The organism is Pseudomonas sp. DR 5-09, from assembly GCF_001655595.1.
In the GTDB taxonomy this organism is placed as follows: domain Bacteria; phylum Pseudomonadota; class Gammaproteobacteria; order Pseudomonadales; family Pseudomonadaceae; genus Aquipseudomonas; species Aquipseudomonas pharyngis.
Map to the genome: position 1 here is coordinate 2,152,097 of NZ_CP011566.1, position 15,873 is coordinate 2,167,969.

Sequence of the window (15,873 nt, forward strand, 5' to 3'; positions counted from 1 at the left end):
AGGGGCCTTGAGCTGATTTGGGCGTTTGGCACAGGGGCGGCAGCTCTATAGGAGTAGCACAAGTTAGCCGAGAGTCCCTGGCAGATCGATTTGAGCGTCCAGCAGGGCCATAAACGCCCGTGCAGCATTCGACAGCGTCCTTTCAGTGTGCAGGATATAGCCTAGCTGGCGACTGAGCTGTATGCCCGGTAAAGGTATGCGCGCCACCTGTTCATCGAGCATGGTGCGCGGCAAAACGCTCCAGGCCAGGCCGATCGACACCATCATCTTGATGGTTTCCAGGTAGTTGGTGCTCATGGCGATGTTCGGCGTCAGGCCCTGAGCCTCGAACAGCCGCTGCACAATATGGTGGGTAAAAGTGTTGCCGCCGGGGAAAACCGCCGGATGACCGGCAATGTCCGCCAATGTGACGGCGCCGTTGCTGATCAATGAATGTTCCGGGGCCACCACGAAATCCAGCGGGTCATCCCAGACTGGCGTGGCCTTGACCAGCGTATGCGGCTCAGGCGCCAGGGTGATGACTGCCAGTTCTGCCCGGCCGTGGAGAATTTCCTCGTAGGCCACTTCCGAATCGAGGAACTGAATATCCAGCGCCACCTGTGGGTAGCGGCGAGTGTATTCCCTCAATAAGGGCGGCAGACGGTGCAGGCCGATGTGGTGACTGGTGGCCAGGGTCAGGCGGCCGGTGACTTCGCCGGTCAGGTTGGTCAGGGCGCGGCGCGTGTCGTCCAGCACGTTGAGAATCTGATAAGCCCTTGGCAGCAGGGCCCGGCCGGCCTCGGTCAGGCCCACTTCACGACCGAGGCGGTCGAACAGCCGCACATTCAATTGCTGCTCCAATCCGGCGATGCGTTTGCTGATGGCCGGTTGTGTCAGGTGCAGCCGTTCGCCGGCACCGGAGAAGCTTCCAGTCTCGGCAATCGCGATAAAAGCATTGAGGTTGGCCAGGTCCATGTTCGTATTCCAGTTGGTTATCCAAAGCATAAAAAATATGAATTTGAGTTATTTAATCTAACCCCATAGGATCGGCCTCACAAGCCAAAGGGTTATTGATAAGCCCAGGGCATAGAAACAAGCTGATGAGGAACCGTCTGATGGCCGGCAAAACGCTCTACGACAAGCTCTGGGATTCGCATTTGGTCAAGCAGCGCGACGATGGCTCGGCGCTGATCTATATCGATCGTCACATCATCCACGAAGTGACCTCGCCGCAAGCCTTTGAAGGCCTGCGTCTGGCCGGACGCAAGCCGTGGCGCATCGATGCCAACATCGCCACCCCGGACCACAACGTACCGACCACCCCGGAGCGCAAGGGCGGCATCGAAGCCATTGCCGACCAGGTCTCGCGTTTGCAGGTTCAGACCCTCGACGACAACTGCGATGAATACGGCATCGTCGAATTCAAGATGAACGACGTGCGCCAGGGCATCGTTCACGTGATCAGCCCGGAGCAGGGCGCGACCTTGCCGGGCATGACCGTGGTCTGCGGCGACTCGCACACCTCGACCCACGGCGCGTTCGGTGCCTTGGCTCACGGTATCGGCACCTCCGAGGTCGAGCACGTGCTCGCCACCCAGTGCCTGGTCGCCAAGAAAATGAAGAACATGCTGGTGCGCGTCGAAGGCCAGTTGCCGTTCGGCGTGACCGCCAAGGACATCGTCCTCGCGGTCATCGGCAAGATCGGCACCGCCGGCGGTAACGGCCATGCCATCGAATTCGCCGGTAGCGCGATCCGCGATCTGTCCATCGAAGGCCGCATGACCATCTGCAACATGTCCATCGAAGCCGGCGCCCGCGTGGGTCTGGTGGCGGCGGACCAGAAGACTGTGGATTACGTCAAGGGTCGTCCGTTCGCACCGAAAGGCGCCGAGTGGGATTTGGCTGTCGAGTCCTGGAAAGACCTGGTGTCCGACGCCGACGCGCATTTCGACACCGTGGTCGAGCTCGACGCCACACAGATCAAGCCGCAGGTCAGCTGGGGCACTTCGCCGGAAATGGTGCTGGCCGTTGATCAGAACGTGCCGGACCCGGCTAAAGAGATGGACCTGGTCAAGCGCGACTCGATCGTCCGCGCCTTGAAATACATGGGTTTGACCGCCAATCAGGCGATCACTGACATTCAGCTCGACCGCGTATTCATCGGTTCCTGCACCAACTCGCGGATCGAAGACTTGCGCGCTGCAGCGGTCATCGCCAAGGGCCGCAAGGTCGCCTCGACCATCAAGCAGGCCATCGTGGTGCCGGGCTCGGGTCTGGTGAAGGCCCAGGCCGAGGCCGAAGGTCTGGACAAGATCTTCCTCGAAGCCGGTTTCGAATGGCGCGAGCCGGGTTGCTCGATGTGCCTGGCGATGAACCCGGACCGTCTGGAGTCCGGCGAGCATTGCGCCTCGACCTCCAACCGTAACTTCGAAGGCCGTCAGGGCGCCGGTGGCCGTACCCACCTCGTCAGCCCGGCCATGGCCGCTGCGGCGGCGGTGAACGGTCGTTTCATCGACGTTCGTGAATTGATCTAAAGGAGCGCAGCATGAAAGCTTTTACCCAGCACACTGGTCTCGTCGCGCCTCTGGATCGTGCCAACGTCGACACCGATCAGATCATTCCGAAGCAGTTTCTGAAATCGATCAAGCGCACCGGTTTCGGCCCGAACCTGTTCGACGAGTGGCGTTACCTCGATGTGGGTCAGCCGTATCAGGACAACTCCAAGCGTCCGCTGAACAAGGAATTCGTGCTCAACGCCGAGCGCTATCAAGGCGCCAGCGTGTTGCTGGCCCGCGAAAACTTCGGTTGCGGTTCCAGCCGTGAACACGCGCCGTGGGCGCTGGAAGAATACGGTTTCCGCAGCATCATCGCGCCGAGCTATGCCGACATCTTCTTCAACAACAGCTTCAAGAACGGTTTGCTGCCAATCATCCTGAGCGACGCCGAAGTCGACGAGCTGTTCAAGCAGGTCGAGGCCGAACCGGGCTATCAGTTGCAGATCGATCTGCACGAGCAGACCGTCACCAGCCCGAACGGCAAGGTCTACCGCTTCGAGATCGACGCCTTCCGCAAACACTGCCTGCTCAACGGCCTGGACGACATCGGCCTGACCTTGCAGGACGGCGATGCGATTGCCGCGTTCGAAGCCAAACATCGCGCTAGCCAGCCGTGGTTGTTCCGCGACGCGTGAGATTGATGTAGTCAGGGCTGACCCCATCGCGGGCAAGCCCGCTCCCACAGGTTTTGTGAACGCTGCATTTACTGTGGGAGCTGGCTTGCCAGCGATGAGGCCGGCAAAGGCAGCGCAAGACTTGGCCCAGAAAAGGACGTATCCATGACCAGCACCGCCCACAGTCAGGTTGTACAAAAGCAATTCGGTGAACAGGCCGCCGCCTACCTGAGCAGCGCCGTTCACGCTCAAGGCACTGAATTTGCGCTGCTGCAGGCTGAGTTGGCGGGGCAGGGCGAGGCGCGGGTGCTGGACCTGGGTTGCGGCGCCGGGCACGTGAGTTTTCACGTCGCCCCGTTGGTGAAGGAAGTGGTGGCCTACGACCTGTCGCAACAGATGCTCGACGTGGTTGCCGCCGCGGCCGTTGATCGCGGCTTGAGCAATGTGTCCACGGTCAACGGCGCCGCCGAGCACCTGCCGTTCGCCGATGGCGAATTCGACTTCGTGTTCAGCCGCTATTCGGCGCACCATTGGAGCGATCTCGGTGTGGCCTTGCGCGAAGTGCGCCGGGTGCTGAAACCGGGTGGCGTGGCGGCGTTCATCGATGTGCTGTCGCCGGGCAGTCCGCTGTTCGACACCTATTTGCAGAGCGTCGAAGTGCTGCGCGACACCAGCCATGTGCGCGATTATTCGGCCGGCGAGTGGTTGCGCCAGGTCAGCGAGGCCGGTTTGCACACCCGCAGCACTACGCGTCAGCGCCTGCGTCTGGAGTACAACAGCTGGGTCGAGCGCATGCGCACACCCGAAGTGATGCGCGTCGCGATCCGCCAGTTGCAGCAATCGATGGGCAACGAAGTGCGCGAATATTTTGAGATTGAGGCCGATGGTTCATTCAGTACAGATGTACTGGTGCTCTGGGCCGAAAAGTAAGTTCGAACGACAAGCATTTTTCCCGGCGCGCCCGTCGACGGCGCACCGACTGAAGACACGAGGAAAGCATGAGCAAGCAGATTCTGATTCTCCCAGGCGACGGTATTGGTCCGGAAATCATGGCCGAAGCGGTCAAGGTGCTGGAGCTGGCCAACGACAAGTACAGCCTGGGCTTCGAGCTGAGCCATGACGTGATCGGTGGCGCCGCCATCGACAAGCACGGCGTGCCGCTGGCCGACGAAACCCTCGATCGCGCCCGTGCCGCCGACGCGGTGCTGCTGGGCGCCGTCGGCGGCCCGAAATGGGACACCATCGAGCGTGACATCCGCCCTGAGCGCGGTCTGCTGAAAATCCGTGCGCAACTGGGCCTGTTCGGCAACCTGCGTCCGGCGACCCTGTACCCGCAACTGGCCGAGGCTTCGAGCTTGAAGCCGGAAATCGTTGCCGGCCTGGATATCCTGATCGTCCGTGAGCTGACCGGCGGCATCTACTTCGGCGCACCGCGCGGCACCCGCACCCTGGAAAACGGCGAGCGCCAGTCCTACGACACCCTGCCGTACAGCGAGAGCGAAATCCGCCGCATCGCCCGCGTCGGTTTCGACATGGCCCGCGTGCGTGGCAAGAAGCTGTGCTCGGTGGACAAGGCCAACGTGCTGGCGTCCAGCCAACTGTGGCGTGAAGTGGTCGAGCAGGTGGCCAAGGATTACCCGGACGTTGAACTGAGCCACATGTACGTCGACAACGCCGCCATGCAACTGGTGCGTGCACCGAAGCAGTTCGACGTGATCGTCACCGACAACATGTTCGGCGACATCCTGTCCGACGAAGCGTCGATGCTCACCGGCTCCATCGGCATGCTGCCGTCGGCCTCGCTGGATGCCAACAACAAGGGCATGTACGAGCCTTGCCACGGCTCGGCACCGGACATCGCCGGCAAAGGCATTGCCAACCCGCTGGCGACCATCCTGTCGGTGTCGATGATGCTGCGTTACAGCTTCAATCTGCACGAAGCCGCCGACGCCATCGAGAAAGCGGTCAGCGTGGTGCTGGATAAGGGTCTGCGCACCGGCGACATCTTTTCGACCGGTTGCACTAAAGTCGGTACGCAGGAAATGGGTGACGCAGTAGTCGCCGCGCTGCGGAATCTGTAATCTCTCGGGCCCGCTGCGAAATTCAATACAAAGCAGCGGCCCACTTTTCAAGAAGGTGTAGTTGCGATGAAACGTGTAGGTCTGATCGGTTGGCGCGGCATGGTCGGTTCCGTGCTCATGCAGCGGATGCTGGAAGAGCAGGATTTCGATCTTATCGAGCCGGTGTTTTTCACCACTTCCAATGTCGGTGGCCAAGGCCCGTCCGTGGGCAAGGACATTGCTCCGCTCAAGGACGCTTACAGCATTGAAGAGCTGAAAACCCTCGACGTGATCCTGACCTGCCAGGGCGGCGACTACACCAGCGAAGTATTCCCGAAGCTGCGCGAAGCCGGCTGGCAGGGTTACTGGATCGACGCGGCCTCGAGCCTGCGGATGAACGACGACGCCGTTATCATCCTCGATCCGGTCAACCGCAAGGTCATCGACCAGCAGCTCGACGCAGGCACCAAGAACTACATCGGCGGCAACTGCACCGTCAGCCTGATGCTGATGGGCCTGGGTGGTCTGTTCGAGGCCGGTCTGGTCGAGTGGATGAGCGCCATGACCTATCAGGCGGCGTCTGGTGCCGGTGCACAGAACATGCGTGAACTGATCAAGCAGATGGGCGCGACCCACGCCGCTGTCGCCGATCAACTGGCCGATCCTGCCAGCGCGATCCTCGACATCGACCGCCGTGTGGCCGAAGCCATGCGCAGCGACGCATACCCGACCGAAAACTTCGGCGTACCGCTGGCCGGCAGCCTGATCCCGTGGATCGACAAGGAACTGCCGAACGGCCAGAGCCGCGAAGAGTGGAAGGCCCAGGCCGAGACCAACAAGATCCTCGGTCGCTTCAAGAGCCCGATCCCGGTCGACGGCATCTGCGTGCGCATCGGCGCCATGCGTTGCCACAGTCAGGCGCTGACCATCAAGCTGAACAAGGACGTGCCGATCGCCGACATCGAAGGGCTGATCAGCCAGCACAACCCTTGGGTCAAGCTGGTGCCGAACAACCGTGAAATCAGCATGCAGGAGCTGAGCCCGACGAAAGTCACCGGCACCCTGAACGTACCGGTCGGTCGTCTGCGCAAGCTGAACATGGGTTCGCAGTTCGTCGGTGCCTTCACCGTCGGCGACCAACTGCTGTGGGGCGCGGCCGAACCGCTGCGCCGCATGCTGCGGATTTTGCTTGAGCGTTGATCGCTTGATGCAATGAAAGAACCCGCGCCTTGCAAGAGGCGCGGGTTTTTTTGTACCTGTTGATCGTTCCCATGCTCTGCGTGGGAATGCAGCCATGGACGCTCCGCGTCCGCTCTTCGCGGCGGGCGCGAATTGCCTGCGTGCGACTCACCCGGTAAAGTGCCGCTCCCCCCGTTTCGCCAGAGGTAGCAACATGACCCAGACCCTTGATATTGCCGTGATCGGCGCCACCGGTACTGTCGGCGAAACCCTTGTGCAGATTCTCGAAGAACGCGACTTCCCGGTCGGCACGCTGCACCTGTTGGCCAGCAGCGAATCCGCCGGCAGCTCGGTGCTGTTTCGCAACAAGAACGTGCGCGTGCGTGAAGTCGACGAGTTCGATTTCAGCAAGGTCAAACTGGCGTTCTTCGCCGCCGGCCCGGCCATCACCCTGAGTTACGCCGCCCGCGCTCACGCGGCGGGTTGCTCGCTGGTCGATCTGTCCGGCGCCTTGCCGGCGGATCAGGCGCCGCAAGTGGTGCCGGAAGCCAATGCCGATGTGCTGGCCGGTTTGAAAGTGCCGTTCCAGGTCAGCAGTCCAAGCCCGTCGGCCACTACTTTGGCCGTGGTGTTGGCGCCGCTGCTCGATCTGATCGAACTGCAATACGTGCATGTCACCGCCAATCTGGCGGTTTCCGCCCAGGGCCGCGAAGCCGTGACCGAGCTGGCGCGCCAGACCGCCGAGCTGCTGAACATGCGTCCGCTGGAGCCGACATTCTTCGACCGGCAGATGGCTTTCAACCTGCTGGCCCAGGTCGGCACACCGGATGCGCAAGGTCATACGCTGCTGGAAAAACGCCTGGTGCGCGAGCTGCGTCAGGTGCTGACCAAGCCTTTATTAAAGATTTCCGCAACTTGTGTTCAAGCCCCGGTGTTTTTTGGCGATAGCTTTAGCGTGACCTTGCAGTCAGCGAGCGCGGTCGACCTGGAAAAGGTTAATGCTGCGCTGGAAGATGCCGAGGGTATCGAGCTGGTCGAGGCCGGTGATTATCCGACCGCCGTCGGTGACGCGGTGGGGCAGGACGTGGTCTACGTCGGGCGGGTACGTGCCGGTGTCGACGAACCGTCGGAACTTAATCTGTGGCTGACGTCAGATAACGTACGCAAAGGTGCGGCCCTCAACGCCGTGCAGGTCGCCGAGTTGTTGATAAAAGACCTGCTGTAAAAGATACTTGGCAACAATTTGTCGACTGATTCTAGCCGGGCGCTATGCTTGGCCGGAGCAGTTGGCAACGTGTCACCCTCCGGGACTTTCCGGGGCATCAAAGAAATGATCGCGCGCGGCATGCTGTCGTCGTCGCGCGCAATGCCTTACGGCAGCGACTATCAACATCTTCTCGCTGGCCGAGGAACGTTCAAACAAAGGAAGAGGCTATGGTTCAAGTTCGCAAACTGGTGTTAGCAATAGCGGCCGCCTCGGCGCTGTCCTCCGGTATGGCGCATGCCCTCGGGCTCGGGGAGCTGACCCTGAAGTCGACCCTGAACCAGCCGCTGGTAGCGGAAATCGAGCTGCTCGATGTCAAGGATCTGACCGCTGCCGAAGTGGTGCCGAGCCTGGCCTCGCCGGAAGATTTCGCCAAGGCCGGCGTCGATCGCCAGGCCTTCCTCAATGATCTGACGTTCACCCCGGTGCTCAACGCCAGCGGCAAAAGTGTGCTGCGCGTTACCTCGAGCAAACCGCTGTCGGAACCGATGGTGAAATTCCTCGTGCAGGTAATGTGGCCGAACGGCCGCCTGCTGCGTGACTACAGCGTGCTGCTGGATCCGTCGAAGTTTTCGCCGCAGACCGCCGATGCCGCCGCTCAACCCGCGCCAGCGCAAACCATTACCGCACCGACCACCGGCGCCACACATTCGACCCACACCACCACGCCGCGCGACACCCTGTGGGAAATCGCCGCGAAGGCGCGCACCGGCGGTTCGGTGCAGCAGACCATGCTGGCGATCCAGGCCTTGAACCCGGACGCGTTCATCGGCGGCAACATCAACCGCCTGAAAACCGGTCAGGTGCTGCGTCTGCCGGACCAAGTGCAAAGCACCGCACTGCCGCAGTCCAAAGCGATTGCCGAAGTGGCCGCGCAGAACGAAGCCTGGCGTCAGGGCCGTCGTTATGTGGCCAAGCCGGGCACCGGTCAGCAGCAACTCGATGCGACCAATCGTGGCCGCGCCAATACCGGCGCTGCGCAAAACGCCAAGGACAACCTGAGCCTGGTGTCCGCCGAAAGCGCCAAGGCGCGTGGCAAGGGTCCGGCCGGCGACGCCAAGGCCCTGAGCAACAAACTGGCGGTGACCCAGGAGAGTCTCGACACCACCCGCCGTGACAACGAAGAGCTGAAAAGCCGCATGGCCGATCTGCAAAGCCAGCTGGACAAGCTGCAGCGCCTGATCGAGCTGAAGAACAATCAACTGGCGAAAATGCAGGCCGAAGGCTCGGGCGCTGCTCCCGCGACCGCCGCCACTGCGCCAGTGGTGCCGGCGATCACCGCGGAACTGGCGGCCACGCCGCCGGCCACTCCGGCAGAGGCTGCTCCGGGCGCACCTGCGCCTGAAGCCGCCGCTCCGGCACCAGTCGAGCCGGTTGTCGAGCCTGTGGTTGAAACCACGCCGGCCGCCGATGACGAGAAAACCTTCAACGAACTGCTGACCAATCCGATCCTGCTGGGTCTGGTCGGTGGCGGTGCGGTGGTTCTGCTGCTCCTGCTGTTGCTGCTGGCCCGCCGCCGCAAGGCGCAGCAGGAAGCCGAAAAACACCTGCGCATGGCCCGTGCCCTGGAGGAGCAATCCTTCTCTCAGGATCTCGATCTGCCTGAAAGCAGCTTCGAAGGTCTGGAAGTGCCAGCCGCCAGCGTCAAGCTGAACCCAGCCCCAGCCCCAGCCGCTGCTGCTGTAGTGGCGCCAGTCGTGATGGCCGAGCCGATCGCCGCTCCGTTGGTGGCTCCGGCCGCCGAGCGTTCCGACGACGTGCTGGACAAGGCGCAGTCGCACATCGACGGCGGTCGTCTGAATCAAGCGGCCGCGCTGCTGGAGGAGGGCGTGAGCCTGGAGCCGCAGCGCAGCGATCTGCGTTTGAAACTGATGGAAGTCTACGGTCGTCAGGGTGATCGCGATGCGTTCGTCGGTCAGGAGCGCCAACTGGTCGCCAATGGCGACAATTTCGCCAAGGTCGAAGAGCTGAAAAGCCGCTTCCCGGCCATGGCGGTCGTCGCGGCAAGCGGTCTGGCGGCTGCGGCCATGGCTGCCGAGCTGGACGCGGAATACGTCAAGGAGCTGCTGCTCGACGAGCCTGAAGCGCCTGCCGCGGCAAATGCTGAACTGGACAGCGCTTTCGACCTGAGCCTCGACGATCTCGACAACATCACGCCGGTTGAGCCTGTGGCTGCTGTCGAGCCGGAAGCGCCGGTCGAACTCGACGAATTTCCATCGGACGACGATCTGAGCTTCGAGTCGGTGCTGCAACAGCAGACCGACATCAAGGAAAACCTCGACGACCTGTCGGATTTCGACCTGGATATGGATCTCGGTGCCGACCCTGCGCCTGCGCCGGTCGAGCTGGCAGACGATGATTTCCTGCTGGATCTGGACGAAGGCGTGAAGGATCTGCCGCTGGTCGAAACTCCAACCGTGGCCGACGTGCCGCAGGACGATCTGGAGCTGCCAGCCGATTTCGACCTGTCCCTGGCTGACGAAATGGACGCGGCGCCAGCCGAGCCGGATGCGTTCGCCGCCGAACTGGACGACGTCAACGCCGAGCTGGATCGCTTGTCGGGCAGCATCAACGAGCCAAGCTTCACCGAAGCCGATGCGGCGCTGGGTGATGATCTGGGGGAGGATGACTTCGACTTCCTGTCCGGTACTGACGAAGCCGCGACCAAGCTCGATCTGGCTCAGGCCTATATCGACATGGGCGACAACGACGGTGCGCGCGACATCCTCAATGAGGTCATCAGTGAGGGCAACGACAAGCAGAAAAGCGAAGCGAGCGAAATGCTGTCGCATCTGGCCTGAGTCGGCATTCAGCGGTAAACAAAACGGCAGCCCATCAGGCTGCCGTTTTTGTTTGGGTCTGGTTTCCCCGTCCCGCCGCCTTATAATGCCCGCCTTTGTAGATCAGCAGGCTGTACCGACTTGGCAAACATAGATAACCCGGCCGCCGAAATGGCACCCGAAGGCTTTTTCCGCGTCGCGCTGGGCGTTGAATACAAGGGCTCGCGCTACAGCGGCTGGCAGCGCCAGTCCACCGGTGTGCTCACCGTGCAGGAAACCCTGGAAAAAGCCCTGTCGAAGGTCGCCGACTCGCCGATCTCACTGCAATGTGCCGGGCGCACCGACGCCGGTGTGCATGCCTGCGGGCAGGTGGTGCATTTCGACACCCACGTCGACCGTTCGCTGAAAGCCTGGGTCATGGGCGCCAACATCAATCTGCCCCACGACATCAGCGTCAGTTGGGCGAAGGTCATGCCGGCGCATTTCCATGCGCGATTCAAGGCGATTGCCCGGCGCTATCGCTACGTGATCTACAACGATCAGATCCGCCCGGCGCATCTCAACGAAGAAATCACCTGGAATCACCGTCCGCTGGACGTCGAGCGCATGGCCGAGGCCGCGCAGTACCTGATCGGTACTCATGATTTCAGTGCCTTCCGTGCCGGCCAGTGCCAGGCCAAGTCGCCGATCAAGAAGATGCATCACCTGCGCGTGACCCGTCACGGCAAAATGATCGTTCTGGATATCCGCGCCAACGCGTTCCTGCATCACATGGTGCGCAACATCGCCGGTGTGCTGATGACTATCGGTGCCGGCGAGCGGCCGGTGGAGTGGATGAAAGAAGTGCTGGAGAGCCGCGAGCGGCGTTCCGGCGGAGTCACGGCGCATCCGTTCGGCCTGTATCTGGTGCAGGTCGAGTACCACGACGAGTTCCCGTTGCCCGAGCGTTTCATCGGGCCACATTTCCTTACGGGTTTCGCGGAACTTGACGGCTGACGCCCTCGAACGCATTTGTTACCATCCGGGACTTTCTCGGATTTGCCTTGGGGTTTTTATCGACATGTCAGCCGTTCGCAGCAAGATTTGCGGGATTACCCGCATAGAAGATGCGTTGGCAGCCGTCGAGGCCGGGGCCGATGCCATCGGTTTTGTGTTCTACGCTAAAAGTCCCCGGGCCGTGACCGTGCAGCAGGCGCGGGCGATCATCGCTGCATTGCCGCCGTTCGTGACCACGGTCGGGCTGTTCGTCAATGCCAGCCGTTGCGAGCTCGGGGAAATCCTCGATGCCGTGCCGCTGGATCTGTTGCAGTTCCACGGCGACGAAACCGCCGCCGAGTGTGAAGGCTGGCACCGGCCTTACATCAAGGCCTTGCGGGTCAAGGCGGGCGATGATATTGCCGCCGCCTGCGATGCCTACCCGAGCGCCAGTGGCGTGCTGCTCGACACTTATGTCGAAGGCGTGCCCGGCGGAACCGGCGAGGCGTTCGACTGGTCACTGATTCCGCAGGGTTTGAGCAAGCCGTTGATTCTGGCCGGCGGCCTGACGCCGGAGAACGTCGCCGATGCGGTCGCCCGGGTGCGGCCGTATGCCGTGGATGTCAGCGGCGGGGTAGAGGCGAGCAAGGGCATCAAGGATCACGCAAAGATTCGTGCATTCATCAACGCCGTACGCTGATGTGACGGCTGGCAGACTGCCGCCGTCCACAGCTCTGTAGAAAAGAGGCTGAGGGTCTTTTCGGGGTGTACGCAGGTCAGTTCCGCTGACCCGGCAGCCCGGCCGATCATCGCCACACATGAATTTAGCTGAAGGGCATACGCGGGGCCGCGAACCAGAGCGTTCGGGCCGCCGGTACTGGAGAAAGAAAGCATGAGCAACTGGTTGGTAGACAAGCTGATCCCTTCGATCATGCGTTCCGAGGTCAAGAAGAGCTCGGTCCCTGAAGGTCTGTGGCACAAATGCCCGTCCTGCGAGGCTGTGCTGTATCGTCCGGAGCTGGAAAAGACCCTGGACGTTTGCCCTAAATGCAACCACCACATGCGCATCGGCGCACGGGCGCGCATCGACATCTTCCTGGACGCCGAAGGCCGTGCCGAACTGGGTGCTGACCTGGAGCCGGTTGACCGTCTGAAATTCCGTGACGGCAAGAAGTACAAGGACCGTCTGGTCGCTGCCCAGAAGCAGACCGGCGAGAAAGACGCACTGGTTTCCATGAGCGGCACCCTGCTGGGCATGCCGGTCGTGGTTTCGGCGTTCGAATTCAGCTTCATGGGCGGTTCCATGGGCGCCATCGTCGGTGAGCGCTTCGTGCGCGCCGCCAACTACGCGCTGGAAAACCGTTGCCCGATGGTTTGTTTCTCCGCTTCCGGTGGCGCGCGCATGCAGGAGGCCCTGATCTCTCTGATGCAGATGGCCAAGACTTCGGCCGTGCTGGCGCGCCTGCGCGAAGAAGGCATTCCGTTCATCTCTGTGCTGACCGATCCGGTCTACGGCGGCGTTTCCGCCAGTCTGGCGATGCTGGGCGACGTGATCGTCGGCGAGCCAAAAGCCCTGATCGGCTTCGCCGGCCCGCGCGTGATCGAGCAGACCGTGCGTGAAAAACTGCCGGAAGGCTTCCAGCGCAGCGAGTTCCTGCTGGAGCACGGCGCCATCGATTTGATCATCGACCGTCGCGAACTGCGCCCGCGTCTGGGTAACCTGCTGGCGCAACTGACCGGCAAGCCGACGCCTAAATTCGTTGCTGCGCCGATCGAGCCGATCGTCGTTCCGCCGGTGCCTGCCAACGTATGACCGAGCGCACCCTTGGCGAGTGGCTCGCCTACCTTGAACAGTTGCATCCATCGGCCATCGACATGGGGCTGGAGCGTTCGCAACAGGTAGCGTCCCGCATGGGACTGGGCCAGCCGGCGCCACGGGTGATTACGGTCACCGGCACCAACGGCAAGGGTTCGACCTGCGCTTTCGTGGCTTCCTTGCTGCGGGCGCAGGGCCTGAACGTCGGTGTCTACAATTCTCCGCACCTGCTGCGTTACAACGAGCGGGTGCAGCTCAATGGCGTCGAAGCCACTGATGCGCAGCTGTGCGAAGCCTTCGCGGCGGTCGAAGCGGGGCGCGGCGACACTTCCCTGACTTACTTCGAAATGGGCACCCTGGCGGCGTTCTGGCTGTTTCAACGGGCCGGGCTCGATGCGGTGGTGCTGGAAGTCGGGCTGGGCGGGCGTCTTGACACGGTCAACGTGGTCGATGCCGATATCGCGCTGGTCACCAGCATTGGTGTCGATCATGCCGACTATCTGGGCAATACCCGTGAATCCGTGGCCTTCGAGAAGGCCGGGATTTTCCGCCAGGGCAAACCTGCGCTGTGCGGCGATCTGAATCCTCCACAACCCTTGCTGGACAAGGCGCGCGAGCTTGCTTGCCCGTTCTTCCTGCGCGGGCGGGATTTCGACCTGGGTATCACGGATCAGTTCTGGCAGTGGCGTGGCACCGATGCTGACGGTCAGGTCGTCGAACTGCGTGATTTACCGCTGCTCGACCTGCCGATGGAGAACGCCGCGTTGGCGTTGCAGGCTTATCTGCTGCTCGGGTTGCCATGGGAGGCCGGGCAGATTGTTGCGGCGTTGCAGGCGACTCGTGTGGTCGGTCGCCTGGATCGTCGCTCGTTCGAATGGAACGGCAAGCGTCTGAATCTGCTGCTGGATGTTGGCCACAACCCGCATGCGGCGGAGTATCTGGCCCAGCGTCTGGCTGCGCGTCCACCGGTCGGCAAGCGTCTGGCGGTGTTCGGCCTGCTGGCGGACAAGGATCTGGACGGTGTCATCGGTGAGTTGAATGCCAGCGTCCAGCACTGGGCGGTGGCGCCACTGGATTCGCCACGTGCGCGTCCGGTGGATGAATTGAATCAGGCATTGCAGAACCTTGGCGCCTCGGTCACGTCTTATGACAGCGTGGCGGCCGCTCTGGAAGGGCAGTGTGCAGTGGCCACCAGCGACGACGAGATCTTGCTGTTCGGATCATTTTATTGTGTCGCCGAGGCCCTCGAATGGCTGTCTCGGCGCTCCACGGAGGAAGCGGCAAATGGCTTTGCTGGATAAAGCGTACAAGCAGCGCATGGTCGGTGCCCTGGTGCTGGTGGCGCTGGCGGTGATTTTCCTGCCGATGCTGTTTTCCCGTCAGGATGAACAGCGTCAGGTGATCGTCGAGGCGCCGGCTGCGCCGCAAGCGCCCGCCGTGGCGCAGATCCAGATGGAAACCGTGGCGGTGCCTGAGCCTCAGGTTCTGCCGCAAGAGCCAGTGCCAAGCGATGACGAAGTCGCCGAGCAGGCTGTGCCAACGGCGCCGATTGCTTCCGCCGCACCAGCTCCGGCTCCGGCTCCGGCGCCGGTAGCCAAACCGGTTGCGCCGGCTCCCGCTCCCGTGGCCAAGCCAACCACGGCTCCGGCGCAGCCGATCGCTGCGCTGTCTGCCAAACCGGATACCACTCAAAGCCGCGTCGATGCCAATGGCCTGTCGGTGAGCTGGTCAGTGCAACTGGCCAGCCTGTCGAGCCGTGCCAGCGCCGAAAGCCTGCAGAAAACCCTGCGCAGCCAGGGTTACAACGCTTACATCCGTTCGGCCGATGGCAAGAACCGGGTGTTCGTCGGCCCGCTGATCGAGCGCGCCGAAGCCGATCGTCTGCGCGATCTGTTGAGCCGCCAGCAGAACCTCAAGGGGTTTGTGGTGCGCTTCCAGCCTGAACGCGGCTGATATCTATCACTTCGATAGAAATGCACTGAAAATCGCAGCTTACCGACAGCCATGCGCTCTGCTAAAATGCGCCGCCTTATCCGTCTGTAGGCTGCACTGTGCCATTTACCTGGGTTGACTGGGCGATCGTTGCAATCATCGCCATCTCCGCTTTGATCAGTTTGAGCCGCGGCTTCGTCAAAGAAGCATTGTCGCTGGTGACCTGGATCATCGCAGGAGCTGTTGCCTGGATGTTCGGTGGCTCACTGTCCGAGTACCTCGCCGGATACATCGAAACACCGTCGGCTCGCGTGATCGCGGGCTGTGCCATCATGTTTGTCGCCACACTGATCGTGGGCGCAATGATCAATTATCTTATCGGCGAGTTGGTTCGCGTCACCGGGTTGTCCGGAACCGATCGATTCCTCGGCATGGCCTTCGGCGCTGCGCGTGGCGTGTTGCTGGTGGTCGTGGCGGTCGGGCTGTTGAGCCTGGGGCCGGTACAGCAGGACGGGTGGTGGAAAGAATCACAGCTCGTGCCAAAGTTTCTATTGGTCGCAGACTGGTCCAAGAACCTGATTCTCGGGTGGAGCAGTCAGTGGCTTGCCAGCGGAATCAGCGTACCCGCTGATATTCCGTTCAAGGAGCAACTCTTGCCGTCGGCCAAAACGCCTCAGTGAGTGTTGTTCAGTTCAGATCCATTAAGTAGGGGTTGCGTC

The 15,873-nt window shown here is 61.9% G+C and carries 14 protein-coding genes; 13 read left to right on the forward strand and 1 reads right to left on the reverse strand.

The window, feature by feature from the left end:
- Positions 1-63: 63 nt before the first annotated feature.
- Complete coding sequence (locus PDR5_RS09590) at positions 64-954, reverse strand: LysR family transcriptional regulator (protein ID WP_007956444.1); 891 nt, start codon at positions 952-954, stop codon at positions 64-66.
- A gap of 140 nt (positions 955-1,094) precedes the next feature.
- Between PDR5_RS09590 and leuC the strand changes: the two genes are divergently transcribed.
- From leuC to PDR5_RS09655, 13 genes are all read left to right on the forward strand, one after another.
- Positions 1,095-2,513, forward strand: a complete 1,419-nt coding sequence (leuC, locus tag PDR5_RS09595) for a 3-isopropylmalate dehydratase large subunit (RefSeq protein ID WP_011333350.1) — start codon at positions 1,095-1,097, stop codon at positions 2,511-2,513.
- An 11-nt stretch (positions 2,514-2,524) separates the two neighbouring features.
- Complete coding sequence (gene leuD / locus PDR5_RS09600; protein ID WP_064594825.1) at positions 2,525-3,169, forward strand: 3-isopropylmalate dehydratase small subunit; 645 nt, start codon at positions 2,525-2,527, stop codon at positions 3,167-3,169.
- Positions 3,170-3,313: 144 nt separating this feature from the next.
- Positions 3,314-4,078: a class I SAM-dependent methyltransferase gene (locus PDR5_RS09605; protein ID WP_064594826.1), complete on the forward strand. Its 765-nt coding sequence runs from the start codon at positions 3,314-3,316 to the stop codon at positions 4,076-4,078.
- Positions 4,079-4,146: 68 nt separating this feature from the next.
- On the forward strand, positions 4,147-5,229 hold the full coding sequence (gene leuB / locus PDR5_RS09610; protein WP_064594828.1) for a 3-isopropylmalate dehydrogenase: 1,083 nt from the start codon (positions 4,147-4,149) through the stop codon (positions 5,227-5,229).
- 66 nt (positions 5,230-5,295) lie between these two features.
- Positions 5,296-6,408, forward strand: a complete 1,113-nt coding sequence (gene asd, locus PDR5_RS09615; RefSeq protein WP_011333354.1) for an aspartate-semialdehyde dehydrogenase — start codon at positions 5,296-5,298, stop codon at positions 6,406-6,408.
- A 193-nt stretch (positions 6,409-6,601) separates the two neighbouring features.
- Complete coding sequence (locus PDR5_RS09620) at positions 6,602-7,612, forward strand: aspartate-semialdehyde dehydrogenase (RefSeq protein WP_064594829.1); 1,011 nt, start codon at positions 6,602-6,604, stop codon at positions 7,610-7,612.
- 209 nt (positions 7,613-7,821) lie between these two features.
- Entirely contained in the window at positions 7,822-10,452 is a 2,631-nt protein-coding gene (locus tag PDR5_RS09625) for a FimV/HubP family polar landmark protein (RefSeq protein WP_064594831.1), read from the forward strand.
- 150 nt (positions 10,453-10,602) lie between these two features.
- Positions 10,603-11,427: a tRNA pseudouridine(38-40) synthase TruA gene (gene truA / locus PDR5_RS09630; RefSeq protein WP_064594832.1), complete on the forward strand. Its 825-nt coding sequence runs from the start codon at positions 10,603-10,605 to the stop codon at positions 11,425-11,427.
- Between the two features lie 64 nt (positions 11,428-11,491).
- Positions 11,492-12,106, forward strand: coding sequence for a phosphoribosylanthranilate isomerase (locus PDR5_RS09635; protein ID WP_039771595.1), 615 nt, complete (start codon positions 11,492-11,494; stop codon positions 12,104-12,106).
- Positions 12,107-12,298: 192 nt separating this feature from the next.
- Entirely contained in the window at positions 12,299-13,219 is a 921-nt protein-coding gene (accD, locus tag PDR5_RS09640; protein WP_064378840.1) for an acetyl-CoA carboxylase, carboxyltransferase subunit beta, read from the forward strand.
- Positions 13,216-14,523 carry a bifunctional tetrahydrofolate synthase/dihydrofolate synthase gene (gene folC / locus PDR5_RS09645; RefSeq protein ID WP_064594838.1) on the forward strand — a complete coding sequence of 436 codons (1,308 nt, stop codon included), beginning with the start codon at positions 13,216-13,218 and terminating at the stop codon, positions 14,521-14,523. Before accD ends, folC begins: the two co-directional genes overlap by 4 nt.
- A complete protein-coding gene (locus tag PDR5_RS09650; protein WP_064594839.1) occupies positions 14,507-15,175 on the forward strand; it encodes an SPOR domain-containing protein in 669 nt (222 codons plus the stop codon). The genes folC and PDR5_RS09650 overlap by 17 nt, the downstream gene beginning before the upstream one ends.
- A gap of 98 nt (positions 15,176-15,273) precedes the next feature.
- On the forward strand, positions 15,274-15,834 hold the full coding sequence (locus PDR5_RS09655; protein ID WP_039771589.1) for a CvpA family protein: 561 nt from the start codon (positions 15,274-15,276) through the stop codon (positions 15,832-15,834).
- Positions 15,835-15,873: the final 39 nt, after the last annotated feature.